The sequence below is a fragment of the Microbacterium sp. bgisy189 genome, from assembly GCF_965345345.1.
GTDB lineage: Bacteria > Actinomycetota > Actinomycetes > Actinomycetales > Microbacteriaceae > Microbacterium.
This window is the reverse complement of record NZ_CBDRMZ010000002.1, coordinates 215406-241459: the sequence shown is the minus strand read 5'-3', so window position 1 is coordinate 241459 and position 26054 is coordinate 215406. Positions and strand designations below refer to the sequence as shown.

The 26054-nt window shown below is 69.1% G+C and carries 25 protein-coding genes; 17 read left to right on the top strand and 8 right to left on the bottom strand.

What is annotated here, in order from left to right; genetic code table 11:
• The first annotated feature begins 21 nt into the window (after window positions 1–21).
• From ACSF8R_RS04130 to ACSF8R_RS04110, 5 genes are all read left to right on the top strand, one after another.
• On the top strand, window positions 22–765 hold the full coding sequence (locus ACSF8R_RS04130; protein WP_434810598.1) for a hypothetical protein: 744 nt from the start codon (window positions 22–24) through the stop codon (window positions 763–765).
• Between the two features lie 119 nt (window positions 766–884).
• On the top strand, window positions 885–1553 hold the full coding sequence (tsaB, locus tag ACSF8R_RS04125; RefSeq protein WP_434810597.1) for a tRNA (adenosine(37)-N6)-threonylcarbamoyltransferase complex dimerization subunit type 1 TsaB: 669 nt from the start codon (window positions 885–887) through the stop codon (window positions 1551–1553).
• Window positions 1550–2047, top strand: coding sequence for a ribosomal protein S18-alanine N-acetyltransferase (rimI, locus tag ACSF8R_RS04120; protein WP_434810596.1), 498 nt, complete (start codon window positions 1550–1552; stop codon window positions 2045–2047). The genes tsaB and rimI overlap by 4 nt, the downstream gene beginning before the upstream one ends.
• Window positions 2047–3108, top strand: coding sequence for a tRNA (adenosine(37)-N6)-threonylcarbamoyltransferase complex transferase subunit TsaD (gene tsaD / locus ACSF8R_RS04115; protein ID WP_434810595.1), 1062 nt, complete (start codon window positions 2047–2049; stop codon window positions 3106–3108). Before rimI ends, tsaD begins: the two co-directional genes overlap by 1 nt.
• Window positions 3105–3551, top strand: a complete 447-nt coding sequence (locus ACSF8R_RS04110) for a hypothetical protein (RefSeq protein WP_434810594.1) — start codon at window positions 3105–3107, stop codon at window positions 3549–3551. The genes tsaD and ACSF8R_RS04110 overlap by 4 nt, the downstream gene beginning before the upstream one ends.
• A gap of 21 nt (window positions 3552–3572) precedes the next feature.
• On the opposite strand, the gene ACSF8R_RS04105 is transcribed toward ACSF8R_RS04110, so the two are convergent.
• Window positions 3573–4760 carry a class I SAM-dependent methyltransferase gene (locus tag ACSF8R_RS04105; protein ID WP_434810593.1) on the bottom strand — a complete coding sequence of 396 codons (1188 nt, stop codon included), beginning with the start codon at window positions 4758–4760 and terminating at the stop codon, window positions 3573–3575.
• A gap of 161 nt (window positions 4761–4921) precedes the next feature.
• Here ACSF8R_RS04105 and groES point away from each other — a divergent pair, with 161 nt between their 5' ends.
• The 3 genes from groES (at window position 4922) to ACSF8R_RS04090 (ending at window position 7802) form a co-directional block, all read left to right on the top strand.
• Window positions 4922–5218: a co-chaperone GroES gene (groES, locus tag ACSF8R_RS04100; protein ID WP_434810592.1), complete on the top strand. Its 297-nt coding sequence runs from the start codon at window positions 4922–4924 to the stop codon at window positions 5216–5218.
• Window positions 5219–5374: 156 nt separating this feature from the next.
• The gene (gene rarD, locus ACSF8R_RS04095) at window positions 5375–6304 is read left to right on the top strand and encodes an EamA family transporter RarD (RefSeq protein WP_434810591.1); all 930 of its coding nucleotides are present in this window, start codon (window positions 5375–5377) and stop codon (window positions 6302–6304) included.
• Between the two features lie 145 nt (window positions 6305–6449).
• Window positions 6450–7802 carry an ABC transporter substrate-binding protein gene (locus tag ACSF8R_RS04090; protein WP_434810590.1) on the top strand — a complete coding sequence of 451 codons (1353 nt, stop codon included), beginning with the start codon at window positions 6450–6452 and terminating at the stop codon, window positions 7800–7802.
• 186 nt (window positions 7803–7988) lie between these two features.
• Here the strand turns inward: ACSF8R_RS04090 and ACSF8R_RS04085 are convergent, their stop codons facing one another.
• The 5 genes from ACSF8R_RS04085 to ACSF8R_RS04065 all read right to left on the bottom strand — a co-directional run bounded on the left by ACSF8R_RS04085 (window position 7989) and on the right by ACSF8R_RS04065 (window position 13235).
• The gene (locus ACSF8R_RS04085; protein WP_434810589.1) at window positions 7989–8942 is read right to left on the bottom strand and encodes a hypothetical protein; all 954 of its coding nucleotides are present in this window, start codon (window positions 8940–8942) and stop codon (window positions 7989–7991) included.
• A 261-nt stretch (window positions 8943–9203) separates the two neighbouring features.
• On the bottom strand, window positions 9204–9935 hold the full coding sequence (locus ACSF8R_RS04080) for an ABC transporter ATP-binding protein (protein ID WP_434810588.1): 732 nt from the start codon (window positions 9933–9935) through the stop codon (window positions 9204–9206).
• Window positions 9932–10933, bottom strand: coding sequence for an ABC transporter ATP-binding protein (locus ACSF8R_RS04075; RefSeq protein ID WP_434810587.1), 1002 nt, complete (start codon window positions 10931–10933; stop codon window positions 9932–9934). The genes ACSF8R_RS04080 and ACSF8R_RS04075 overlap by 4 nt, the downstream gene beginning before the upstream one ends.
• Window positions 10923–11906, bottom strand: coding sequence for a branched-chain amino acid ABC transporter permease (locus ACSF8R_RS04070; RefSeq protein WP_434810586.1), 984 nt, complete (start codon window positions 11904–11906; stop codon window positions 10923–10925). Before ACSF8R_RS04070 ends, ACSF8R_RS04075 begins: the two co-directional genes overlap by 11 nt.
• 6 nt (window positions 11907–11912) lie before the next feature.
• Entirely contained in the window at window positions 11913–13235 is a 1323-nt protein-coding gene (locus tag ACSF8R_RS04065) for a branched-chain amino acid ABC transporter permease (protein WP_434810585.1), read from the bottom strand.
• A gap of 192 nt (window positions 13236–13427) precedes the next feature.
• On the opposite strand from ACSF8R_RS04065, the gene guaB reads away from it, so the two are divergent.
• Window positions 13428–14930 carry an IMP dehydrogenase gene (guaB, locus tag ACSF8R_RS04060; RefSeq protein ID WP_434810584.1) on the top strand — a complete coding sequence of 501 codons (1503 nt, stop codon included), beginning with the start codon at window positions 13428–13430 and terminating at the stop codon, window positions 14928–14930.
• Window positions 14931–15022: 92 nt separating this feature from the next.
• Here the strand turns inward: guaB and ACSF8R_RS04055 are convergent, their stop codons facing one another.
• Window positions 15023–15712: an endonuclease domain-containing protein gene (locus ACSF8R_RS04055; RefSeq protein ID WP_434810583.1), complete on the bottom strand. Its 690-nt coding sequence runs from the start codon at window positions 15710–15712 to the stop codon at window positions 15023–15025.
• Window positions 15713–15937: 225 nt separating this feature from the next.
• On the opposite strand from ACSF8R_RS04055, the gene ACSF8R_RS04050 reads away from it, so the two are divergent.
• From ACSF8R_RS04050 to guaA, 4 genes are read left to right on the top strand one after another with little or no spacing between them, the layout of a single operon-like run.
• Window positions 15938–17059 carry a GuaB3 family IMP dehydrogenase-related protein gene (locus ACSF8R_RS04050; protein WP_434810811.1) on the top strand — a complete coding sequence of 374 codons (1122 nt, stop codon included), beginning with the start codon at window positions 15938–15940 and terminating at the stop codon, window positions 17057–17059.
• Window positions 17056–17889 (top strand): SURF1 family protein, encoded by an 834-nt coding sequence (locus tag ACSF8R_RS04045; RefSeq protein ID WP_434810582.1) that lies wholly within the window; start codon window positions 17056–17058, stop codon window positions 17887–17889. Before ACSF8R_RS04050 ends, ACSF8R_RS04045 begins: the two co-directional genes overlap by 4 nt.
• 10 nt (window positions 17890–17899) lie before the next feature.
• Window positions 17900–18445: a DUF3817 domain-containing protein gene (locus ACSF8R_RS04040; RefSeq protein ID WP_434810581.1), complete on the top strand. Its 546-nt coding sequence runs from the start codon at window positions 17900–17902 to the stop codon at window positions 18443–18445.
• A complete protein-coding gene (gene guaA, locus ACSF8R_RS04035; RefSeq protein ID WP_434810580.1) occupies window positions 18442–20022 on the top strand; it encodes a glutamine-hydrolyzing GMP synthase in 1581 nt (526 codons plus the stop codon). The genes ACSF8R_RS04040 and guaA overlap by 4 nt, the downstream gene beginning before the upstream one ends.
• 66 nt (window positions 20023–20088) lie before the next feature.
• Here the strand turns inward: guaA and ACSF8R_RS04030 are convergent, their stop codons facing one another.
• A complete protein-coding gene (locus ACSF8R_RS04030) occupies window positions 20089–21000 on the bottom strand; it encodes a Bax inhibitor-1/YccA family protein (protein WP_434810579.1) in 912 nt (303 codons plus the stop codon).
• Window positions 21001–21150: 150 nt separating this feature from the next.
• On the opposite strand from ACSF8R_RS04030, the gene ACSF8R_RS04025 reads away from it, so the two are divergent.
• The 4 genes from ACSF8R_RS04025 (at window position 21151) to ACSF8R_RS04010 (ending at window position 26042) form a co-directional block, all read left to right on the top strand.
• A complete protein-coding gene (locus tag ACSF8R_RS04025) occupies window positions 21151–22161 on the top strand; it encodes a glycerophosphodiester phosphodiesterase family protein (protein WP_434810578.1) in 1011 nt (336 codons plus the stop codon).
• Between the two features lie 172 nt (window positions 22162–22333).
• Window positions 22334–23935 carry an MFS transporter gene (locus tag ACSF8R_RS04020; RefSeq protein ID WP_434810577.1) on the top strand — a complete coding sequence of 534 codons (1602 nt, stop codon included), beginning with the start codon at window positions 22334–22336 and terminating at the stop codon, window positions 23933–23935.
• A 92-nt stretch (window positions 23936–24027) separates the two neighbouring features.
• Entirely contained in the window at window positions 24028–24960 is a 933-nt protein-coding gene (locus tag ACSF8R_RS04015) for an ABC transporter ATP-binding protein (RefSeq protein WP_434810576.1), read from the top strand.
• Window positions 24957–26042, top strand: a complete 1086-nt coding sequence (locus ACSF8R_RS04010; protein WP_434810575.1) for an ABC transporter permease — start codon at window positions 24957–24959, stop codon at window positions 26040–26042. The genes ACSF8R_RS04015 and ACSF8R_RS04010 overlap by 4 nt, the downstream gene beginning before the upstream one ends.
• Window positions 26043–26054 lie beyond the last annotated feature (12 nt).

Genomic DNA, 26054 nt, shown 5'->3' with positions numbered 1-26054 from the left:
CCCGAGCGAGACAGTGGAGACATGAACAACGACGAGACCCCCACCACCCCCATCGGCGGGGCACCCGAGCCGACCCCTGGCGCCGAGCCGGCCCCGCAGACCGCCGCAGCGCCCCGTCGATCCATTGCCCGTCCACTGCTGATCGGCGCGGCCGCCGGTGTCGGCGTGCTGCTCGTGGGCGGCATTGCCGGCGCGGCAACGGGTGCTTTCGGCGGCCCGGGCCTGTTCCAGACCGTCCCTGCGGCTGTCAGTTCGACGCAGGCCCCGACGACGGATGCCACCGAACCGACCGCGACTGCAGACGACGACCGCGACGCCGCCGAAGAACGCGAGCGCGAGGAGGCCGAGCGTCGCGCGATGATCGAATCCGGCGGCGACGCGACGGCGCTGGTCGACGCGATCGACCGTGCCGTGGCCGCAGCCGACGGCACGGGTGCGAGCTCCGTCGAAGTCGAGAGCGACGGCTGGAAGGTCGATGTCATCCTCGCCGACGGCAGCGAGGTCGATGTGCGCGTCGGCGCCGACGGCGCAACGACCGTGCGCGCCGACCACCGTGACGACGACGCCGACCCCGCGCTGGACACCGCCCGCATCGCCGAGATCGCCGCTGCCGCGATCACCGCAGCCGGCGGCACCGGCAGTGTCACCTCGATCGAGACCGACCGCGACGACAGCCACGCCTTCTCGGTGTCGGTGTTCACCGGTGCCACAGACGACGTCGACGTCGACCTGACAGAGACCCTCGAAGTCGTCGAGATCGACTGACCCCGTCCCACTCCATCTCGGGTGTCCACGACACGCGGTTGCGCCCCGGTGCGCATCGGCGAGTCGTGGACGCTCGATGTTGGGACGACACCCGGCTGGGCGCGGATACCCTGGATGCTGTGATCCTCGGCATCGACACCTCCCTCGGCACGGCGGTCGCCGTCGTCGACGGTGACGGTGTCGTGTTCGCCGATCGCGCGAGCGAGAACCCCCTCGGCCACGCTGAAGTGATCGGTGACCTGCTCGCCGCAGCCCTCGGCGATGCCGCACACGGGCCGCTCGGCGCGACCGCTCCCGCCGCACGCGTCGAGCTCACCCACGTCGCCGCGGGCATGGGTCCAGGGCCCTTCACGGGGCTGCGGGTCGGCATCGCGGCCGCCCGCGCGTTCGCGACCGGACGCGGCATCCCCGTCGTACCGGTGCCGAGCCACGATGCGGCAGCCCTCGGCATCCTGCTCGCCGACCCGTTCGCCGACCCCGAGCGCTTCGCCGTCGTCACCGACGCGCGACGCCGCGAGTTCGCCTACACGATTTACGACGGCATCGACGATGACGGCCTGCCGATCCGCGTCGCCGGCGCTGCACTCACCCCGCGCGACGACATCGACGCCGTCCTGGCCACCGCCGGCGCCGTCCGTCGCGACGTCACCGCCATCTCGGCCGCGATGGTCGCGCTCGTCGCGGCGCGCGCTGTGGCTGCCGGCCGTGAGATCGCGGCCGCCGAACCCCTGTACCTGCGCGCGCCAGACGTGACGATGCCGAAGGGCCCCAAGAAGGTGGGTGCATGACGCTGCGCACCGCGACCCCCGACGATCTCGACGCCATCATGGCGCTCGAGCGTTCGTCGTTTCCCACCGATGCGTGGAGCGAGGCGATGATGGCGGCCGAGCTCGTCTCGCCGCACGGCCGATATCTCGTCGACGAAGAGGCGGGGTTCCTTGTCGGCTACGGCGGGGTTCGTGCGGTCGAACGCGCAGACGACGCCGACATCCAGACGATCGCGCTCGCGGAGCAGGTGCGTGGCCGCGGTCGTGGCCGCACGCTGCTGCGGGCGCTGTTGGCGTTCGCGCGCGAACGCGGCGCCCGCGAGACGTTTCTCGAAGTGCGCGCCGACAATCCCGTCGCCCAGGCCCTGTACGTCTCCGAGGGCTTCGTCGAGATCGCGCGGCGCCCCCGGTACTACCAACCCGACGATGTCGACGCGATCATCATGCAGCTCGACCTCGTCGGCTGGGCCGCCGCGCACGCCGCCGACGAGGTCGACAAGGCCGGGTGGTGCTGATGAACACGCATGAGCCGCTCGTGCTCGGCATCGAGACCAGCTGCGACGAGACTGGCATCGGCATCGTCCGCGGCCGCACACTGCTCAGCAACACGATCGCGAGTTCGATGGACGAGCATGCCCGCTACGGCGGCGTGATCCCCGAGATCGCCGCGCGGGCCCACCTCGAGGCGCTGCAGCCGGCGATCGAGGCGGCCGTCACCGAGGCAGGCATCACCCTCGGCGACCTGGATGCCGTGGCCGTCACGAGCGGGCCGGGCCTCGCGGGGGCGCTCATGGTCGGCGTCGGCGCCGCGAAGGCGCTCGCCGTCTCGCTCGACAAGCCGTTGTACGCGGTCAACCACCTCGTCGGCCACATCGCGGCCGATCTGCTCACCGGGGATGCCGTGGAGTACCCGACGGTGGCGCTGCTGGTCAGCGGCGGCCACACGTCCTTGCTGCTGGTGCGCGGCCTCGTGAGCGACGTCGAACTGCTCGGCGAGACGATGGACGATGCCGCGGGAGAGGCGTTCGACAAGATCGCGCGCATCCTCGGTCTGCCCTACCCGGGAGGCCCCGAGATCGACCGGGCGGCGGCGAGCGGAGATCCGGATGCCATCCGCTTCCCGCGCGGGATGTCCCGTGCATCCGATATGGCCGAGCACCGGTACGACTTCTCGTTCTCCGGACTCAAGACCGCCGTCGCGCGGTGGGTCGAGCAGCGCGAGGCGGCGGGCGAGCCAGTCTCGGTGCCAGACGTCGCCGCGTCGTTCCGTGAGGCCGTCGTGGACGTGCTGGTGACGAAGGCGCTCGACGCGTGCGCCCGCCACGACGTGCCGCGACTGCTCCTGGGTGGTGGGGTCATCGCGAACAAGCGACTGCGCGATGTCGCGCTCGAGCGTGCAGCGGCGGTCGGCGTGGAGGTGCGCATCCCCCCGCTGTCGCTGTGCACCGACAATGGAGCGATGATCGCAGCCCTGGCATCCGAGCTCATCATGAGCGGTCGGCAGGCATCCACGCTGGCGTTCGGGGCTGATTCGACGCTGCCGGTCACCGAGATCCAGGTGGCGGTGACGGCATGACCGACCCGCGTCCGGCAGAGGAGATCGCACCCGCCGACCCGATCGCACCGCCCGCTGAGGCGGCACCCGCTGACGCGGCGCCCGGCGACACCGCGCTGCCGGGCGCGCACCGCGGCGGCTTCTCACGCGAGTTCACGGCGCCGACCGACATCGTCGTGCCGCAGCACGCCGAGGTGCAGTGGGCCCCTCAGCCGGCCGCACCGCTGCCGCGATCGGCGGGCTGGGCGCTCATGTTCGCGATTCTCGGGCTCGCCGTGTCGTTCATCGTCGGCTGGGGCTTCTTGATCGGTCTGCTCGGCGTCGTCCTGTCGGTCGTCGCACTGCGCCGCCCCTGGGAGTCGCGCGGCGTCGCGATCTGGGCGATGTGCCTGAGCCTGCTCTCACTGCTCTACAGCGCCGGATGGCTCTGGTGGGCGGCGTCGCAGGGCGACCTGTTCTCCTGAGTCATCGAGGCGCCTGAGTCGTCAGACCCGATCGGCGAGGATGGCGACCCGCCTTGCACCGTCGCGCGTGAGGATGAGGGTGGCCTCGTCCGTACCGCGCAGTCGCAGCTTGCGGCGGAACGTCGCCGGGTCGACGTCGACGCCGCGCTTCTTGATCTCGATCGTGCCGACGTCGTGCGAGGCGAGTGCGCCGTTGATGGTCGGCAGCTTCAGCGGCATCACCTCGCGCACGCGGAACGTCTGCACCAAGGGGCTGGTCAGTGCGGCATCCGATGTGAGGTAGGCCGTGCCGCCCGCGATCATCCCGGCCTCGAGCGTCCGCGCGACGTCGCCGATGAGCCTCGCCCGGATGACAGCTCCGTCCGGCTCGTGCACGAAGGCGCCGAGTGCGCGCACCGGAACATCCTCTGCGTCGGCGGATGCCGTCACCTCGTGCGCCGTGCCGCCTCGGATCACGAGGGCTGACCGGGCGACGTCGGGCCGCGCGAGCACGCCCGACCACACCACGAGTTCGATCGTCGATCCGTCGACGCTGATCCACTGCGCCTCGGTGCGGGGCGGAATGCGGTCGCGGTCGAACGCGGGCCCGAGCTTGATGCCTGCGGGTACTCGCGCTGCGAGGTCGAAGACCCACTCCAGTGGCGGCGACCACTCGTCGGCGGCGAGGCGCCGGGTCTCGCCGTGCCCGGCGGCGCGGCGCGCCGGGTCGAGCCACACCGCGTCGACACCGGCGAGATCCGTGTCCTGCGCGGTGCCATGCTGCACGGTGACGCTCTCGCCGAACGGCGCCAGGTTGTATGCCGCGAGGGCAGCGGTCACCTCGTCAGCGTCGACCGCGAGCACATCGAGCCCGAGGCCCGCGAGTCCCATCGCGTCGCCGCCGATGCCGCAGCCGAGATCTGCGACCTTCCGCATGCCGGCATCCCGGAACCGCACCGCGTGGCGCGCGGCGACCTCGAGTCGCGTCGCCTGCTCCAGTCCCGCGCGGGTGAACAGCATCCGCGCCGCGAACGGACCGAACTTCGATGCCGCGCGCGTCCGCAGGCGTGCTTGCGTCACGACGGCGGACACGAGGTCGGGGGAGTGGCCGTCGCGTCGCAGCCGGCTCACGATGGCGGCGACGTCGGCGGTCTGTTCGACGGGGCCCACCTCGTCGACCAGGCGCAGCCCCTCGGCTGTGAGCAGGGCGGCGAGCTCGCGGGAGTCCATCCGGCCAGCCTACGGCGCACGTGACATCGTCTGGCACTCGCGTTGCACGAGTGCCAGCGGCGCTCTAGACTTGCGTTAGCACTCTCGGGGTGAGAGTGCTGACAGTCTCTCGAAGACTCCACACGCCAACAGGCAGAGCAACTGCAAGAAAGAGGTAGACCGTGTCGGTTTCCATCAAGCCGCTCGAGGACCGCATCGTCATCAAGCAGGTCGAGGCCGAGCAGACCACCGCGAGTGGCCTGGTCATCCCCGACACCGCGAAGGAGAAGCCCCAGGAGGGCGAGGTCGTCGCGGTCGGCCCCGGTCGCATCGACGACAACGGCAACCGCGTTCCGCTCGACGTCGCCGTCGGCGACCGCGTGATCTACAGCAAGTACGGCGGCACCGAGGTGAAGTTCGGCGGTGACGAGTTCCTCGTCCTGTCGGCTCGCGACGTGCTGGCCGTCGTCGTCCGCTGAGACGACTGACGCTCCCGAAGGACCCGGATGCCACGGCATCCGGGTCCTTCGTCGTTCCGGCAGCCGCGTTCGCCTGGCAGGATTCCGGCGGCGTTCGACCGGATGCCGACGCTGCGACGGTCACCTCGATGTCACGACCGTCCTAGGCTGAGACTCATGACACCGGCAGATCCCGCACGCGAGCAGGCGCTCGGCGGCGCGTTCGCGTTCACGGCGTACGTGCTGTGGGGCTTCATGCCGCTGTACTTCCTGACGCTCGACCCCACCGGTCCGTGGGAGGTCGTGGCGTGGCGGGTGCTGCTCTCGCTCGTCTTCTGCGCACTGCTGCTGACCGTCACCCGGTCCTGGCCGATGCTCATCGCCATCCTGCGCAACCGACGGCTCGTGCTGTGGACGCTCGCCGCGGGCGGCCTCATCTACGTCAACTGGCAGGTGTTCCTCATCGGAACCCTCACCGGCCACGTCATCGAAACGAGCCTCGGCTACTTCATCAATCCGATCGTCACCGTGCTGTTGGGCGTGCTCGTGCTGCGCGAGCGGATGCGGGTGACCCAGTGGGTCGCGATCGGCATCGCCGCGCTCGCGGTGCTCGTCATCATCATCGGGTACGGCAACGTGCCGTGGATCGCGCTCACCCTGGCCGCCAGCTTCGGCATCTATGGACTCGTCAAGAAGCAGATCGGCCCGTCGGTCGACGCCATCAGCGGGCTGACGCTCGAGTCGCTCTGGCTCGCGCCGATCGCCGGGGTGCAGTTGGCTGTCGTCGCGGCGACCACAGGCATCACGATGGGGCAGGCGGGTCCCGGGCACGCGACGCTCCTGCTGCTGGCCGGGGCCATCACCGCCGTGCCGCTGCTGTTCTTCGCCGCCGGCACCCGCCGCGCGCCGCTCACGCTCATCGGCATCCTGCAGTTCATCGCCCCGATCATGCAGTTCGTCACCGGCGCGTGGATCCTCGGTGAGCCCATGCCGCTGGAGCGATGGATCGGATTCGGGCTCGTCTGGGTCGCGCTCGTCGTGCTCACGATCGACTCGCTGCGGGCCGCGCGCCGCAACCGCACGGCGCCGGTCGGCCCCGTCGTCTGAACCGAACGCGCCTCGCGAGGTAACGATTCGGTCGCGTTACAGACCGTTAACACATCGCAACATTGGCGGCGCCTGTGCGCAAGTAGGTTGGACGCAATCGGCGCGGCGCCCGAGCAATGCCGCGTCACCGACAGCAAGGAGCACAATGAGCGTTCTGACACGTTCACGCGCTGCGAAGGTCCTGGGCGGCATCGCCCTGATCGGCGCCAGCGCCCTCGTCCTCGCCGGGTGTAGTGGTGGCACCACGACCGGCGACCCGACCGACGAGCCGGACGCCTCGTCGTTCGACTTCCCGGTCGACTGCGACGCGGCCGCGCCCGCCGAGTACGTGCCGGAGTACACCTCGACCTCCGAGGGCCCCGGCACCGACCTCACCTACAAGATCGGCACTGCCCTGCCAGTGACCGGCAACCTGGCCTTCCTCGGCCCGCCCGAGATCGCCGGCACCGAGTTCGCCGCCGCCGAGGTCAACGCCGCCGACAAGGGCGTGCAGATCGACCTCCTCCAGGGCGACTCCGGTGACACCGACAACAAGGCGTATGAGACCGAGATCCCGCGTCTGCTGGGTGACGGAGCGACCGCCATCATCGGCGCCGCGTCTTCGGGAACCTCGCTGCAGTTCATCGACCAGGTGATCGCGGCCAACGCCATCCAGTTCTCGCCGGCGAACACCTCTGCCGCCTTCACGGGCTACGAGGACAAGGGCCTCTACTGGCGCACGGCTCCGTCCGACGTCCTGCAGGGCGAGGTCCTCGGCAACCTCATCGCCGGTGACGGTGCTGAGACGCTGGGCATGATCATCCTGAACGACTCGTACGGCACCGGCCTCGCGTGCTTCACCAAGGCGGCCTTCGAGGCAGCCGGTGGTGAGGTCGTCGCGGCCTCGATGTACAACACGGGTGACACGAACTTCTCGTCGCAGATCGAGGACGTCCTGGCCGCAAGCCCCGACGCCATCGCGCTGATCACGTTCGAAGAGGTCAAGACGATGGTTCCCGAGCTGGTCGCCAGCTACGACGCCAGCAAGCTGTACTTCGTCGACGGCAACCTCGCCAACTTCGGCGACGAGTTCGAGGCGGGAACGCTGGCGGGCGCCAAGGGCACCTACCCGTCTGTCGACCCGGCCCAGACCGAGGCCTTCCGCACCGACCTGCAGGCGTTCGTCGCCGAGCAGGGCGACCCGGAGCTGAAGGAGTTCACCTACGGTCCGGAGTCCTACGACTCGGTCATCCTGCTCGCGCTCGCCGCGCTGCAGGCAGGCTCGACCGCAGGCCCCGATGTCGCCGCGAACCTCAAGTCGGTCTCCGGTGGTGACGGCGGCACCAAGTGCACGACGTACGCCGAGTGCGCCGACCTGATCATCGCCGGTGAGGTCGCCGACTACGACGGCGTCTCTGGCCCGATCACGTTCAACGACGTGGGCGACCCGACGGAGGCCACCATCGGTGTCTTCCAGTACGGTGACGACAACAACTACAGCTGGCTGAACGCGGGCTGACCCGCATCCGCTCGTGAGGGGCCCCGGTCTTCGGACCGGGGCCCCTTCGCGTGCGTCCCTGCGTCGCACGCTCGGGCTTCACGAGTCGCTCGTTGCCCCTTCGACTGCGTTCACCTGGCGCTCGTTGTGGCATCGACGCGCGAAACACGCAACACGCGCCAGGCGAAGTGCCTGGATGCCGGGTGTTCAGGTCAGGGGCGCCCAGCCGCGGCGCGTGAGGACGGCGCGCACAAGCGCCGGGGCGGCCGGTACGCGCGCACGGATGTGCGCGGATGTCAGTCGGATGACCTCCCACCCGAGCGCGACGTAGGCGGCGTGCTTCTCGATGTCGCGGGCCCACTGCCGGCGGTCGGTTCGATGGTGATCGCCCTCGACCTCGACGAGCACGCCATAGCGCTCGTATGCGGCATCCGCGACACCGATGAGTCGCCCGTTCACCGCGCGGACTTCGAGTTGCAGGGTCGGGTGCGGCAAACCAGCTCGTGTCGTGAGCAGTCGGAAGTCGGTCTCCAGCGGCGACATCGCCCCGACGCGGATGAGCTCCAACGCATCGAGCAGTCGCCCGCGCGACCGCCGTCGCGGCGCGAGCGCGGCGGCTCGCAGCTGGTCGGGTGTCGCCAACCGGCGTTCCGGACGCAGTCGGGCCCGCTCGTCGCGCGGGATGACGACGAGATGATCACCCAGCCGGACGAGGTCGTCGGTGGAGAGCGACTCGGCGAGCATGGCCCAGGTCGACGCCGGGCTCGCGCACGGCAAGCCCATGAACGACCCTGCGCTGATCAGGCTGGGGACCATCTGGTGCCCGGCGACGCCGGCCGCGCGCGGCGCGCGATGCGGTGCGAACACGCCCACCTCGAGTGCGGTGCCATGCCGAATCGGCCCGCCCATCAGCACCGCGGCGGTGCGACCGCAGAAGACGGCCTCGGACGGCATGACTGCGGCATACGCCTTCGCGAGCCGGATCACATGTGCGCGGCTGCCAACCGGGTCGGCGATGGGCCGTGCGAGGCGTGTTCCGCGGAAGGGCGCGGCGAGGTCGCGGGCCCGCAGTCGGTCGCGGGTGACGCCCAGGTCGAGCGCCTCGCGGCACGAGAAGCTCTCGCCAAGGTGTTCCGGAAGCTCGCTGGGACGTGCAGGCATCCCTCCACCATGCTCCCGCGATCTCCGCCCGCAGGCGCGCTCGACGCCATCTGTGGACGGTGCGTGGTCTGCCGAGGTTGGGGAGAAGGCGACGCGTGAGCGTTCGCCTGGCGCTTGTGGGGGCATCCATGCAGACACACCGCCACACGCGCCAGGCGAACGCGTCACAGTCAACCAGCCGCGCCCGGCGAAGTGGATGCCGCGGCGCGAACGCCGAAGGCCCCCGCGCAGTCGCGGGGGCCTTCGGGGAAGCGCGGCGGGTCAGGTGCCGAGCGTTCCCAGGTACAAGCCGATCACGTTCGGGTCGTTCAGCAGTTCGCGACCGGTGCCCGTGTAGGCGTCGCGGCCCTGATCGAGCACGTAGCCGCGGTCGCAGATCTGCAGGCAGCGGCGTGCGTTCTGCTCGACCATGATGGTCGTCACGCCCGCCTTGTTGATCTCCGAGACCCGCAGGAACGCTTCGTCCTGCCGCGACGGGGAGAGGCCGGCCGACGGCTCGTCGAGCAGCAGCACGTGCGGATCCATCATCAGCGCGCGGCCCATGGCGACCATCTGCCGCTCACCGCCGGACAGTGACCCTGCCCGCTGCTGCAGGCGCTTGGCGAGGTCGGGGAAGATCGACGTGATGAAGTCGACGCGCTCCTCGTACGCCTTCGGGCGCTGGTAGGCGCCCATCTGCAGGTTCTCGGCGATCGTCAGGCTCGGGAAGACGTTGTTGGTCTGCGGCACGAACCCGACGCCCTTGGCGACGAGCTTGTTGGCCTTCAGGCCCGTGATGTTCTCGCCGTTGAGCGTGACGCTGCCCTCGCGCACCTTCACCTGGCCGAAGATCGCCTTGAGCATGGTCGACTTGCCGGCGCCGTTCGGACCGATGATGCCGATCAGCTCGCCCTTGGCGGCGGTGAGGTTCGCGCCGTTGAGGATGTTGACGCCGGGCAGGTAGCCGGCGACGACATTGTTCAGTTCGACGACGTTTCCGGTGGACTCGCTCACTTGTCGTCCTCCGACTTCTGCGCAGCGTCGGATGCCGCGGCATCCGCTTCGTCGCCGATGGCCTCGTCGATCGCCTCGGTCTCTTTGACCAGTTCGATCGCTTCGGTGCTCAACTCGCCCTCCTGGCGACCGGTGACGACGCCGAGGTCGACATCCTGGTGGGCGCCGAGGTACGCATCGATGACGGCCTGCTCTCTCATGACGGTGTCGGGCGGGCCCTCAGCGACGACCTTGCCCTCGGCCATCACGACGACCCAGTCGGCGATATGGCGGACCATGTGCATGTCGTGCTCGACGAACAGCACCGTCATCCCCAGATCCTTCAGGTCGAGGATGTGGTCGAGCAGTGACTGCGTCAGCGCCGGGTTGACGCCGGCCATCGGTTCGTCGAGCATGACCAGCGTCGGGTCGCTCATGAGGGCGCGGGCCATTTCGAGGAGCTTGCGCTGCCCGCCCGAGAGCGATGCGGCGAAGTCCTTCTCCTTGGCGTCGAGCTTGAACCGCTTGAGCAGGTCGCGCGCCTTCGCCTCGTTCTCCGCCTCCTGCTTGCGCCACAGGAACGGCAGGATGCTGGAGAAGATGTGCTCGCCGGTCTGCTTGGTCGCGCCGAGCTTCATGTTCTCGAGCACGGTGAGCAGTCCCAGCGACTTCGTCAGCTGGAAGGTGCGGACCTGTCCCATGCGTGCCGTCTTGTACGCGGGGATGCCGGAGAGGTTCTTGCCGTCGAACGCCCACGATCCCTCGTTCGGCTTGTCGAAGCCGGTGAGCAGATTGAACAGCGTCGTCTTGCCGGCACCGTTCGGGCCGATGAGGGCTGTGATGGCGCCACGGGGGATCTCGAGGTGGTCGACGTCGACGGCGGTCAGACCGCCGAAGATGCGCTTGACACCGTCGGCGACGATGATCGGGTCGACCTTCTCGACACCGGGGCGGGCTTCGCCCTTGTGCAGGCCGGTGGTCTTCGGGCGGGGGGCGGGGGGTGCAACGTCAGCGGACAAAGGTCAGCTCCTTCTTGCTACCGAGGATGCCCTGCGGGCGGAAGATCACGAGCAGCATGAGCGCGAGACCCACCAGCACGAACACCAGCTGCTGCGCCTGCTCGCTGGTGAGGAACGGCAGCCAGCCGATCTCGACGAGCGCGGGCAGCAGGTTCGACAGGAATGCGCGGACGACCCAGAACAGGATCGCACCGAGCACTGGTCCGAAGATGGTCGCGGCGCCGCCCAGCAGCAGGGCGGTCCACACGAAGAACGTCTGCGACGTCACATAGACGTTCGGGTTCACGTTCGTGCCCATCGCGGTGATGATGCCGCCCGCGGCGATGATGACACCGCCGACGATGAGGGCCTGCATCTTGAAGGCGAACACGTTCTTGCCGAGCGAGCGCACGGCGTCTTCGTCTTCACGGATGCCGCGGATGACGCGTCCCCACGGGCTGCGCATCAGCATCCACACCAGCAGCACCGCCAGGGCGACCGTGATGAGTCCGATAATGATGACCCACCATTGGTTGGCGCTGTAGGTCCACGGACCAAACCCGTAGCGTCCCGGCGGGATGGGGTTGTTCGCCCCACGGAAGCCCGTGTGGTAGTTGAACAGGCCGTCGGCCGAGCCGGTGTAGGTGCGCCACGTCGAGGTGAGGAACAGCAGTCGCAGCACCTCGGCCGCGGCGATCGTCACGATCGCGAGGTAGTCGCCGCGCAGTCGCAGCGTCGGGATGCCCATCACGAGCGCGAAGGCGACCGCGGCGAGCAGACCAATGAGCGCGGCGAGCCACCACGACAGGTTGAACGTGAGGATCGAGATCGCGAACCCGTAGGCGCCGATGGCCATGAATCCGGCGACACCCATGTTCAGCAGGCCCGCGAACCCGAAGTGCACCGAGAGGCCGATCGCGGCGAGCGCGTAGCCGATCGTCGCGGGCGCCAGCATCTGGCCGAGCGTGTTGGAGAGGATTTGAAGGAAGTTCATCGTTACCTACCCGATTCGCTCTCGGCGTCCGAGGATGCCCTGCGGACGGAACAGAAGAATGACGATCAGCACGACGAGGGCACCGACGTACTTCAGATCCGACGGGATCCAGAGGGTGGAGACCTCGACGAGCAGGCCGACGATCAGCGAGCCGATGAGCGCGCCGAACGCGGTGCCGAGGCCGCCGAGCGTGACGGCGGCGAAGATCAGCAACAGGATGCTGGTTCCCATGTCCCACTTGATGCCGGGGCGGAAGTACGCCCACAGCACGCCCGAGAGGCCGGCCAGCGCGGTCGCGACGATCCAGACGACCCGTACGACGCCGTCGACGTCGATACCGCTCGCAGCGGCCAGCGACGGGTTGTCGGAGACTGCGCGCGTGGCACGACCGATGCGCGTGCGCATGAGCCACCAGGCGAACACGCCGATCACGACGAGCGAGAGTCCCATGCTGATGAGGTCGGTGACGCTCAGGCGAATGGGGCCGAGGCCCGGGATGATGGCCGCTGCCGCACCGGGAAGCTGCTGGGTGCGGCCGCCGATGCCCATCTGGAACATGTAGCGCAACGCGAGCGAGAGACCGATCGAGACGATCATGAGCTGCACGGTGCCGAGCCCTTTTCGTCGCAAGGGGCGCCAGAGTCCGGCATCCATTCCCCATCCGAACGCGGCGCTGACGAGCACGGCGAGGGGGATCGCGATCCAGATCGACAGGTCGAGCCCGACTGAGAAGACCAACGCGGCGAGCGCGCCGAAGGTCACCATCTCGCCGTGGGCGAAGTTGGAGATGCCGGTCGTGCCGTAGACGAGCGACAGGCCGATGGCGGCCAGCGCGAGCATGAGGCCGAAGTTCAGGCCGTTGACGGCTCGCGAGATGAGCTGATCGAAGAAGCTCGTCGTCGCTCGTTCGGCGGCGGTCAGCGTGAAGTTCCGCGTGACGGTGCTGGTGTTGCCGAAGGTGACCTCGACCGACGACTCGAATCCGTCGGGCACTTCGACGTCTGCGGGCAGGGAGCCCTCGTCGAGCACCAGCGTGTAGGTGTCCTCCTTGTTGGGCACCCCGACGCGGAAGGAACCGTTGTCTTCGGTGGTCGTCTCATTCTCGAACCCGGGGCCCGTGACGGTGATCGTGACGTCTGCGACGCCCTCACCGCCCGTACGGACGTTTCCTTGGATCGTGAACGGCAGGTCTTCGGTTTCGCCGCCCGTGTCAGCCGCCGCGGGTGTCGCGAGACCGAACAGCAGGGCGATGGCGAACAGCCCGCTGATGATGGCCGCGAGCGTGCGCCGGTTTCGACTGTCAGCGGGCGATGTTCGGGTGATCGCCACTGGCACCTCCTTGTATGGAATGCGGTCAGTGCCGTGACTAGGGGTGGCCTCGGCGACACCCGACCGTACCCAGCGATTGTTGCCTGAGTGTTTCCTGATCGCAACCTCGTTGTAGGCGTTGTGATGCAACGGGAATGTGCGGTGCCCGTGGCGCCTTAGAATTGAGACACCCCGACTCACGCAGGAGAACGCATGGAGTACAACGACCCGTTCGGTTTCGTCGGACTGACCTACGACGACGTCCTGCTCCTTCCCGGGCACACGGATGTCATCCCGTCTGAAGCCGATACCTCGTCGCGGGTCACCCGCCGCATCACGGTGGCGACACCGCTGCTGTCGGCGGCCATGGACACCGTCACCGAGTCGCGCTTGGCGATCGCGATCGCGCGCGAGGGCGGCATCGGCATCATCCACCGCAATCTGTCGATCGCCGACCAGGCCGCGATGGTCGACCGCGTCAAGCGCAGCGAGTCGGGCATGATCACCGACCCCATCACGACGACGCCCGACGCGACGATCGAAGAGGTCGACGCGCTGTGCGGTCAGTACCGCATCTCGGGGCTGCCGGTCGTCGACGAAGAGGGTCGCCTCGTCGGCATCGTGACCAACCGCGACATGCGGTTCGTGTCGGGCTTCGAGCGTCAGAGCACCAAGGTGCGCGACGTCATGACGAGCGAAGGTCTGGTGACCGGCAAGGTCGGCATCGGCGCCAACGAGGTCATCGCGCTGTTCGCGCAGCACCGCGTCGAGAAGCTGCCGCTGCTCGATGACGACGGCAAGCTCGCGGGCCTGATCACCATCAAGGACTTCGACAAGAGCGAGAAGTACCCGCTCGCCACCAAGGACGACCAGGGTCGCCTGCGCGTCGGCGCCGCCATCGGCTTCTTCGGTGACGCGTGGGAGCGCGCCGAGGCGCTGCGCGACGCGGGTGTCGATGTCATCGTCGTCGACACCGCCAACGGCCAGTCCGCAGGCGTCATCGACATGGTTCGGCGCATCAAGGCCGACGAGTCGTTCGCCCACATCGACGTCATCGGCGGCAACGTCGCGACGCGCGAGGGCGCGCAGGCGCTCATCGATGCGGGTGTGGATGCCGTGAAGGTCGGCGTCGGACCGGGCTCCATCTGCACGACCCGTGTCGTCGCGGGCGTGGGTGTGCCGCAGATCACCGCGATCTACGAGGCATCGCTCGCAGCGCGAGAGGCCGGCATCCCGATCATCGCCGACGGCGGTCTGCAGTACTCGGGGGACATCGCGAAGGCGCTCGTCGCAGGCGCGGACTCGGTCATGCTCGGCTCGCTGCTGGCCGGCACCGACGAGTCGCCGGGAGAGGTCGTCTTCCAGGGCGGCAAGCAGTTCAAGCTGTACCGCGGCATGGGATCGCTGGGCGCCCTGCAGACCCGCGGCAAGAAGACGTCCTACTCCAAGGACCGCTACTTCCAGGCGGACGTCCCCACCGACGACAAACTCATCCCAGAGGGGATCGAGGGGCAGGTCGCCTACCGCGGCCCGGTCTCGGCGGTCGCGTACCAGCTGGTCGGCGGTCTGCGTCAGTCGATGTTCTATGTCGGCGCCCGCACGATCGAGGAGCTGAAGTCGCGCGGCAAGTTCGTGCGCATCACCTCCGCCGGCCTCAAGGAATCGCACCCCCACGACGTGCAGATCATCGTCGAGGCCCCCAACTACAAGAAGTAGGCCGCGCGTTCGGGAGGAGAACCACGCACGGGAGGGCCTCCCGTCACGGTTTGCCCTCCCGAACGCCGAACTCCTCCCGTATGCGCGACCGATCAGTCGCGTGCGAGGTGCAACCCCTGGGAAACCGCGCCGGCGATGAGGCGCTGCACGGTCGCCCAGTCGTCGACGATTTGGGCGTAGGTGACGCGGATGACGTGATAGCCGCGCAGCATCAGCAGGGCGTCATGCTCGATGTCGGCTGCCCGCTGGGCTCCGACGTGGTGTCCACCGTCGATCTGCACGACCAGTCGCTCCCCGATCAGCAGGTCGACGGGGCGCCCGAGAATCCAGGCCTGCTGCAGCATCGGCAGTTTGAGCCACCGCAGCCGCGTCGGGAACAGGGTCTCGAGCCCCGAATCCGCGAATGGTCGGGCTTCGGCGCACAGACGACGCGCGGCGGGCGGAAGGTCGAGGCGGAGCAATACGCCCCGGTCGACGAGTCCGCTGCGCATGGCGGATTCCCACACCGCCAGTGCCGCCTCGTGAGGCTGGCAACGAGCCACGGTGACCAGGACGTTCTCGATCGGGTCGACGAGGTCATCGGGATGCCGGGGAATCGTCGGCGCATGCCAATGGATCACGGCATCTGCCGAGACATGGCCCGCGTGTGCGGCTGCCGCGACATGTGGCCGCTCATCCCGCAGCACCCAGAGACCGAGCCGGCGGGCCTGTGTGACGCAGGTGAGGATGACGCCGGTCCTCGCGGCAGCGACCAGGAACGGATCTGCATCGACTGTCGCCACCCAACCGCGACGGACGCGATGGAGGCTGCCGGCCGCAACGGCTCGATCGATCCGGTGCCTGCTCACTCCGGCATCCAGAGCGTCTGCACGCGGGCGACGCCACCGCGGTCTCTCACCGCGCCGGTGGGGTCCGAGTGCGCCGACGTCATGGCAAGAGTGTCGCGCCGCCGCGCACGCGCCGCCGGGGGCGGGCTGAACCCGGGACGGTAGGCTGGGCGGGTGAGCATGGACATCGAGCTCGGACGCGCCAAGCGCGCCCGCCGGGCATACGCGTTCGACGACATCGCGGTGGTGCCCTCGCGGCGCACCCGCAACCCCGAGGACGTCTCCACGGCGTGGTCGATCGATGCGTTCGGCTTCGAGATTCCGGTGCTCGGTGCGCCGATGGACTCGGTCATGAGCCCGCAGACCGCGATCATGCTCGGGCAACTCGGCGGTCTCGGCGTGCTCGACCTCGAGGGTGTCTGGACCCGCTACGAGGACCCCGAGCCGCTGCTGGCCGAAATCGCCGCATTGCCGGATGCCGAGGCCACGCGCCGCATGCAGGAGCTCTACGCCGAGCCGATCAAGCCCGAGCTCGTGCGCGAACGGCTCGCCGAGATCCGAGCCGGCGGCGTGACCGTCGCCGCAGCCCTCACGCCGCAGCGCACCCAGCAGCTGTACGAGACGGTGGTCGCGGCCGGTGTCGACCTGTTCGTGATCCGCGGCACGACAGTCTCCGCCGAGCACGTCTCGAGCGTCGATGAACCCCTCAACCTCAAGAAGTTCATCTACGACCTCGATGTGCCGGTCATCGTCGGCGGTGCATCGACGTACACGGCAGCCCTGCACCTCATGCGCACGGGCGCGGCGGGTGTGCTGGTCGGGTTCGGCGGGGGCGCGGCATCGACGACGCGCGCGACCCTCGGCATCCACGCCCCCATGGCCACCGCGATCGCCGACGTCGCGGGTGCCCGCCGCGACTACCTCGACGAGTCCGGCGGCCGCTACGTGCACGTCATCGCCGACGGTGGCGTCGGGACCTCGGGCGACATCGTCAAGGCGCTTGCGATGGGCGCCGACGCGCTCATGCTGGGCGTCGCGTTGGCGCGGGCGACGGACGCACCGGGCCGCGGGTTCCACTGGGGCTCTGAGGCAACGCATCCCAAGCTTCCGCGCGGACGTCGCGTCGAGGTCGGCACGGTCGCCCCCCTGGAGGAGATCCTGTACGGGCCGGCGCCCGTCGCCGACGGGACCGCGAACCTCATGGGCGCACTGCGCAAGTCGATGGCGACGACCGGGTACTCCGACCTGAAGGAGTTCCAGCGCGTCGAGGTCGTCGTCGCCCCGTATCAGTCCGCTCGATGACCTCAGCCGGCTCGATGGGCACCGCGCCGCTCGCCTTTCCGCCCACGCTGCGTGAGGTCATGCTGCGGCCGTGGTGGCTCGGGATGCTGGCGGTCGCGCTCATCGTGGCGGCGGTGTTCGCGTGGCTCGGCCAATGGCAGCTCGGCAACGCGATCGATACCGATCCGCCGCCGCCCGGCGCGACGGAGCAGGTGCGGCCGCTCGCCGAGGTCGTCGGCCCGGGGGAGTACCTGTCGGAGCCGCTCGTGGGCCAGCGCGTGGAGGTCGAGGGTGCGTTCGTCGCCGATGACTTCCTCGTCGTCTCGTCGCGCTACAACGACGGTGTCGAGGGCTTCTGGGTGACCGGGCAGCTGCGGCTCGCCGACACCGAGACGCCGACCTCGATCGCGGTCGCCGTGGGCTGGGCGCGCGATCGCGCCTCGGCGGACGAATCCGCCGAGGCGCTGAACGCCGCCGGCATGGGGGGCACCTTCACCGGCCGCATCATCTCGGACGAAGGCCCTTCCCTGCCCCGGGCGGGCGACGCGATCACCGAGATGACGCGCATGTCGCCGGCCGCCCTCCTCGGCCAGTGGCATGACATCGAAGGTCTTGACGTGTACCGTCCTTACCTCGTGTTGGAGGGCGGGATGCCGCTGCTCGACGAGATCGTCGCCGACCCGCCCGAGGAGGGGTCGAACGTCAACTGGCTGAACATTTTCTATGCCGTCGAGTGGGCGATCTTCGCCGGGTTCGCTTTTTACATGTGGTACCGCTTGGCCAAGGACGCCTGGGAGAAAGAGGTCGAGGCCCTCGAGGGGGCGACTGGGGCCACCCCGCCCGGCGACTAGACTGGTGGCCATGCCCGCCCAGCCCAAACTCGCCTCGTTTCCGGCGATCCGCTCGGCGCTGAAGTTCTATCAGGTCGCCTCGATCATCACGGGTATCGGCCTGCTTCTGCTGCTGGCCGAGATGATCCTCAAGTACACGCCGATCCACGTCGAACTGTTCGCGGGTGGTTCGGGGGGCTTCCTCTGGTTCGCGCCGGTCATCGTGCCCGCCGACTGCCAGTGGTATTCGATGTTCTTCCCCGGCGGGATGGGCTGCGACATGGTGTCGGCCGGGGATGGCATCAACATCTCGCTCGCGATCCTCGTCGTGCACGGCTGGTTCTACGTCGTGTACCTGTTCGCCTGCTTCCGCGTGTGGAGCCTCATGCGCTGGGGTTTTCCGCGGTTCATCATGCTGGCCCTCGGCGGCGTCGTGCCGTTCCTGTCGTTCATCATGGAGCTGCGCGTCGCCCGCGAAGTGCGCGCCTACCTCGACCGCCGCGAGGGTGAAGAGCTGCACACCCGCGCCGAGCATTCGTCCCTGACCCAAGCGATCCCCACGGAGAACAAACGGTGACTTCCCCGACCGAGACCGCGCAGCGGCCCGTCCTCGTCGTCGACTTCGGCGCCCAGTACGCCCAGTTGATCGCACGCCGCGTGCGCGAGGCCGGCGTCTACAGCGAGATCATCCCGCACACCGCTACGGCCGCCGAGGTCGCCGACCGCAACCCCGTCGGCATCATCCTGTCCGGCGGGCCGTCGTCGGTCTACGAGGAGGGCGCCCCTTCGCTCGACCCCGGTGTGCTGCAGCTCGGCGTGCCCACGCTCGGCATCTGCTACGGCTTCCAGGTGATGGCCCAGCAGCTCGGTGGCGTCGTCTCGAACACGGGCCTGCGCGAGTACGGTGCGACGGATGCCTCCGTCGTCCACGGCGGCGTGCTCCTCGGTGGTCAGCCGGTCGAGCAGAACGTGTGGATGAGTCACGGCGACCAGGTTTCCGAGGCGCCCCCTGGGTTCGAGGTGCTCGCCCGCACCGCCGCCACCCCGGTGGCCGCGTTCGGTGACGACGCCCGCACCTTCTACGGCGTGCAGTGGCACCCCGAGGTCAAGCACTCCGACCACGGCCAGCGCATCATCGAGAACTTCCTCCACAAGGCGGCCGGCCTTCCCGCCGACTGGAACAGCGGCAACGTCATCGCCGAGCAGGTCGAGAAGATCCGCGCGCAGGTCGGCTCCGGCCGCGTGCTGTCGGCCCTGTCGGGCGGCGTCGACTCGGCCGTGTCGACAGCGCTCGTGCACGAGGCGGTCGGCGACCAGCTCGTCGCGGTCTTCATCGACCACGGGCTGCTGCGCAAGGGTGAGCGCGAGCAGGTCGAGCAGGACTACGTGGCATCCACGGGTGTGCGTCTGATCACGGTCGATGCGCGCGAGACGTTCCTGAACGCCCTCGCCGGCGTCAGCGACCCCGAAGAGAAGCGCAAGATCATCGGCCGCGAGTTCATCCGCGCATTCGAGCAGGTGCAGGCGGACCTCATCGCCGAGGCCGCAGCCGAGGGCGACCCGATCCGCTTCCTCGTGCAGGGCACGCTGTACCCCGACGTCGTCGAATCCGGCGGTGGCACCGGCACCGCCAACATCAAGAGCCACCACAACGTGGGCGGCCTGCCCGAAGACCTGCAGTTCGAGCTCGTCGAGCCGCTGCGCACCCTGTTCAAGGACGAGGTGCGCGCGATCGGTCGCGAGCTGGGTCTGCCCGAGGTCATCGTCGGCAGGCAGCCCTTTCCGGGCCCCGGCCTCGGCATCCGGATCGTGGGTGAGGTCACCGCTGACCGTCTCGCGATTCTGCAGGATGCCGACGCCATCGCCCGCGAAGAGCTGACCAAGGCGGGGCTCGACGGCGAGATCTGGCAGTGCCCGGTCGTGCTGCTCGCCGATGTCCGCTCCGTCGGTGTGCAGGGCGACGGTCGCACGTACGGGCACCCGATCGTGCTGCGTCCCGTGTCTTCTGAAGACGCCATGACCGCCGATTGGACGCGCCTGCCGTACGACGTGCTGTCGAAGATCAGCAACCGCATCACCAACGAGGTGCGCGAGGTCAACCGGGTCGTGCTCGACGTGACGAGCAAGCCCCCGGGGACCATCGAGTGGGAGTGATCCCCACCCCGCATATGAAGAAGGCCGCCCGGCGAACCGGGCGGCCTTCTTCATGAGCAGTGAAGGTCAGTCGCTGCCGCGCAGGATCGCAATCATGCGCAGGATCTCGACGTAGAGCCAGACGACCGTGACCATGATGCCGAACCCACCGACCCAGCCGAACTCACGGGGAGCGCCGTTGCGCACACCCTGCTGGATCTGGTCGAAGTCGAGTACCAGCGAGTAGGCGGCCATGATGACCACGAGGATGCCGATGACAAGGCCGAGCGGGATGCCGGCGATCTCGGCACTGTGCATGCCGAACATCATGTTGCTCGGCAGCACATTGGTCCACATGAGGACCACGTTCAGCAGCGAGAACACCAGGTAGCCGACCATCGCGATCATGAAGATCTTGGTGGCGCGCTTGCTGGCACGGATCTTGCCGCTCGCGAAGAGTGCCAGGGTGACACCGACGACGGAGAGGGTCGCCAGCGTGGCCTGCATGACGATGCCCGACCAGATGAACTCGAAGAAGGCCGAGATGCCACCGACGAACAGGCCCTCGAACGCGGCATAGGCGAAGATGAGCGCGGGGCGCACCTTCTTGCGCGACGTGAAGGTGACGACCATCGCGAGAACGAAGCCGCCGAGGGCACCGATGATCCACGGCGCCATGGTGGGAGTGGGGTTGTCGGCGGTGACCGGTGACAGCGTCCACACCCATCCGACGACGGCGGTCACCAGCAGTACGGCGAACAGCGAAAGCGTCTTCAGGACGGTGTCTTCGACGGTCATGCGACCGGTCTGGATCGCGTTCGCCGGGGGAGCGGCGAACATGCCCTCCATCTGGGCGTTCGCGGCCGCGTCTGCGGCCTGGTGCGACGCAGCGCTGAACTGCGTCTGTGCACCCGCCTGCTGCTGCGCAGGCGGCGGGGTCAGGCCCGGGCGCTGCTCTTGGAACGCCGGGCTGTTGAATGCGAAGTTTCCGGAGGCCATGTCAGTCTCAACTCCAAGTAGGTCGCCGCGCGGATGCTGCGGAACTCCAGGCTATCGGACGGCGTGTCGTCACCGGCGCTTTCGTGCTGTGAGAGCCCTTCGAACGCCGTACGCCCGGCGCGAACACCCGCGGCGGGTAGCGTGGATGCCATGCCTCGGCGATCCCCTCTGGTCATCGGCCACCGCGGTGCCCCCGGCTACCGCCCCGAGCACTCCCGCTCGTCGTACGAGCTCGCGCTGCAGCTCGGCGTCGACGCGGTCGAACCCGACATCGTCTTCACCCGCGACGGGGTGGCGGTCGTGCGGCACGAGAACGAGATCTCGACGACGACCGACGTCGCCGACCATCCGCGGTTCGCCGACCGGCGCACGACGAAGACGATCGACGGTGCCGAGCACACCGGGTGGTTCACCGAGGACTTCACGTGGGAAGAGCTCTCGACGCTGCGGTGCCGTGAACGCCTGCCGCACCTGCGACCGACGAGCGCCACCTTCGACGGTGAACAGCGGGTGCTGCGGCTGCGCGATGTGCTCGACATCGTGCGCGACGGGTCGCTCGAGCACGGGCGCGAGATCGGCGTCGTGCTCGAGATCAAGCACGCCACCTACTTCGGCTCCCTGGGGTTCGACCTGCCCGCGCTCATCGCCGCCGAACTCGCGGATGCCGGATGGGCGGACGGCAAACTGCCCCTCACGATCGAGGCGTTCGAGTCGACGGTGCTCACGCAGCTGCGCGCCCTCGGCATCCCCGGTCGCTACATCTATCTGCTGGAAGCGGCGGGGCGGCCGTTCGACCTCATCACGTCGCTCGGTCGGGACGCCCCGACCTACAAGCAGACGGTGTCGCCGGCCGGGCTCGACCGGCTGGCCGGCGCGATCGACGGCATCAGCGTCGACAAGCGCATGATCCTCGCCCCTGACCGGTTGGGGCGCACGGCCGGTTCGTCGCCGGTCGTCGCCGACGCCCACGCCCGCGGCCTCAAGGTGTTCACGTGGACGTGCCGCCCCGAGAACGCGTTCCTGATCGCGCAGTTCCGTCACGGTCGCGACCGCGCCGCGTTCGGCGACTACGAGTCGGAGTGGCAGATCATCGCCGACTCGGGTGTCGATGGGGTCTTCGTCGACCACCCCGATCTGGGTGTCGCGTTCTTCCGAGCGTGAGTGACCGGGCGCCCAGGCCGCGTCGAGGTCCGCGACGGTAGACTGGGTACTCGGCGCGCACCCGCGCCGAGAGCGTGCATCTACCTGACACGGCCGACGACGGCCGGTGAGTTCAAGGCGGCACAGACATGCACCGGCATCCCGGTGCAGACATGTTCCGAGGAGCACCACCATGACCCGCGCCACGCGCACGCCCGGCTTCGGCCGCAGCATCGGCTTCGACTACTTCGCGATCGCGATCGGTGCGAGGCTCCCCTTCGCGATGATGGTCGTCGGTGTGCTCACGATGGTCGTCGACGCACGCGAGTCGCTCGCGCTCGGCGGGCTCACGTCGGCGGTCGTGGGTCTGGCGACCATGGTCACCGGGCCCCTGCTCGGCATGGCGGCGGATCGGTACGGCCAGCGGACCGTCCTCCTCGTCGCCGGCATCGCGAATGCGATGGGCCTCGTCGCGATCGTGCTCGTCGCCTACAGCCAGGCCTCCGACGCCTCGGTGCTGGCGGCGGCCGCGTTCACCGGTGCGACGGCGCCGCAAGTGTCGGCGATGTCGCGCACCCGCATGGATGCCGCCGTCACGCGACGTGGCGGAACCCCGCGCCTTCGCGAAGCGGTGATGGGCTACGAGTCGGCCGTCGACGAGGTCGTCTTCGTGTTCGGCCCCGCCGTGGTCGGGTTGCTTGCCGTCGCCCTGTCTCCGGCAGCCGCCGTGCTCTCGGCCGCGGGCCTGACCGCGGTGTTCGTCGTGCTGTTCGCGCTGCACCGCACCGCACGCACAGCCACGCCGGTCGAGGGCCGCGCTGCGTCCGCGCCGATCGGTGCGCTCGCCACGGGCGGCATCGTCACGGTCGCGCTCGGCGCCCTCGCGATGGGGCTGTTCTTCGGCACCGCGCTCACCGCGCTCACCGCGTTCACCGAAGCGCGCGGCGCAGCAGACCAGACCGGCCTCATCTACGGCGCGATGGGTGTCGGATCGGCCGTCCTCGCGCTCAGCGTCGGGCTGTTCCCTGCCCGCTTCACGCTGCGCGCGAGGTGGTTCGTCTTCTCGCTCGTGCTGCTCGGAGGCACCGTGTGCGCGGCGCTCGCCGAGTCGCCCCTGCAGATCACCCTCGCACTGCTCATCGCCGGCTGCGGCATCGGCCCGACGCTCGCGACCGTCTACACGCTCGCGGCCCAGCGGGCACCGTTCGGGCGCACGGCGACGGTCATGACGATGCTCGGATCCGGGGTCATCGTCGGCCAGGCGCTCGCCTCCGCAGCCGTCGGCGCGCTCGCCGAATCGGCCGCCGCGCCGGTCGTGCCCTGGACCCCGGTCATCTCGGCGACGATCCTGGTCATCCTCGCCCTCGCCGACCGGATGACCCGTACGGTGGATGCCATGCCCGAACACCTCATCACCATCAGCGCGGTCGTCTTCCGCGACGCCCACGGCGCCGTGCTCACGGTGCGCAAGCGCGGCACGTCGCGGTTCATGCTGCCGGGCGGCAAGCCCGAGATCGGCGAGACCGCCGCAGAAGCTGCCGTGCGCGAGGTGCGTGAAGAGCTGGGCGTGGACGTCTCGCTCGATGCGCTGGACGAGGTCGGTGTGTTCCACGCTCCGGCGGCGAACGAGGACGGGCACGTCGTCGAGGCGACCGTGTTCAGCTGCGACGCCCTCGTGTTCGCCGAGCCGGCCGCCGAGATCGAAGAGCTGCGTTGGCTCGACACCGACGCCGCACTGCCCGACGATCTCGCGCCGCTGCTCGAGCACCGCGTGCTGCCGGTGCTCGCGCACTGACTCCCGGCATCCGCACGCGAAGCGTTTCTGCGTCGTTCACGTCGGAGGCGGCGTCGCCCCCATAGTCTGAAGCCAGACGCGAAGGGGAGCGGATGAGCGCAGGGGGCATCGTCGCCGAAGGAGTTCGGCGATCGTTCGGAAGCGTGCACGCGGTGCGCGACGTGAGCTTTCGCGCCGAAGCGGGGCGGGTGACGGGACTGGTCGGCCCCAACGGGTCGGGCAAGACGACGCTGCTGCTGATGCTGGCGAGTCTGCTCGCACCGGATGCCGGGAGCATCCGCGTCGACGGTGTCGACCCCGTGCAGGATCCGGCCGCCGCCCGTGCGCGGCTCGGATGGATGCCGGATGCACTGGGCGCGTGGCCGAGCCTGACGGCACGCGAGACCCTCGTCTACACGGGGCAGCTGTACTCCATGAAGCGCGGGCAGGCGCTCGATCGCGCCGGGGAACTGCTCGACGAGGTCGGGCTCGGGCGACTGGCGGACGAGCCGGCCCGAGTGTTCTCGCGCGGGCAGAAGCAGCGACTGGGGCTCGCGCGCGCCCTCATGCACGATCCGCATGTACTGCTGCTCGACGAGCCCGCCTCGGGGCTGGACCCGCAAGCACGCGTCGACCTGCGCGTGCTGCTGCGCCGGCTCGCGGGTGAGGGGCGCACCGTGCTGCTGTCGAGTCACGTCCTTTCAGAACTCGAAGAAGTCGTCGACGACGCGGTGTTCCTGCGTGAAGGTGCGACGGTGAGCGCCGACCGCGTCGCCGCCGCCGCGCAGCGTGAACGCACCTGGCGTGTGCGTCTGGCAGGGCTCGACCCGCGCGACGCCGCAGTGCCGGTCGCGACGGCACTCGGGCGCGATGTCGTCGAGATTCTCATCGACCGGCGCGATCTGCTGGTCGGGTTCGCGTCCGACGCCGACGCGGCAGCCGGGCTCGCCGCGATCGTCGCGGCGGGCATACCGGTCGCCGAGTTCTCTGCGGCGACGGGGATGCTCGAGCATACGTTCCTCGACCTCGAAGGCGGTGCCTCGTGAACGCCGCACGACTGTGGACGCTCGTGCGTCTCGAACTGCACCAGCGCGTGCGATCGGTCGCCTGGTACGTGCTGCTCGGCGTGTTCGGGCTGCTGCTGATCGGGGCCACCTTCCTGTCGTTCATGGCGTTCGGCGGGGAGGAGCGGTGGGGGCCGGGGGTCTATTCGACCGTCGTGTACATCACGCTGCTCCTGGTGCTGCTCGTCTCACCGACCCTGTCGGGAAACAGCATCAACGGCGACCGCGACGCCGCGACGCTGGCATCCGTCCAGGTGACGCTGGCCACGACAGCCGAGATCCTCTTCGGCAAGTTCATCGCGGCATGGATCACGGGGCTCGCGTTCGTCGTCGTGGCGGCGCCGTTCCTCGCGATCTCGGCGACGAGTGGAGACGTGCACCCGGCGACCGCGCTCGTCTCCCTCCTCGTGCTGATCGTCGAGGCAGGCATCGTCGCAGCCATCGGGGTGGCGCTGTCGGGCATCATGTCGCGCCCGCTGTTCTCTGTGGCGACGACCTACCTGGTGGTGGCGGCGCTCGCCGTCGGGACGGCGATCGCGTTCGGTCTCGTCGGCTCGGCGGTCACGAGCGAGGTGACGGTGACGACCCGTGACTACGTCTCCGACACGCAGGGTGAGCCGCAGTGCGTCGACGACGAGGGGCCGTGCTGGGAGGATCCCGAGCGCATGGTGTGCGGCGAGCCCACGACGTACACCTACCGCGTCGGCCGCTACGACACGGTCTGGTGGCTGCTGTCGGCGAACCCGTTCGTGATCCTGACCGACGCGACCCCGGTGCAGTTCGATCGAGACGGCAACGTCAACGACCTGTTCGGCCAGTTCAAGGTCGGCATCCGCTACGCCCAGATGCCGCCCGATCTGGAGGAGTCGTGGGATGCCTGCGCGCCGTACGCGGAGCAGCCCGAGGATTATCAGACGCCGGAAGAACTGCTCGCAGGGACGATTCCGAGCTGGTTCGTCGGTCTCGGCCTGCAGATCGTGCTCGCGGTCGGGCTGATGTGGGGTGCGTGGGCCCGCACCCGTACGCCGGCACGCGCGCTGCCGCAGGGCACCCGCATCGCCTGAGGCGGGACGGCG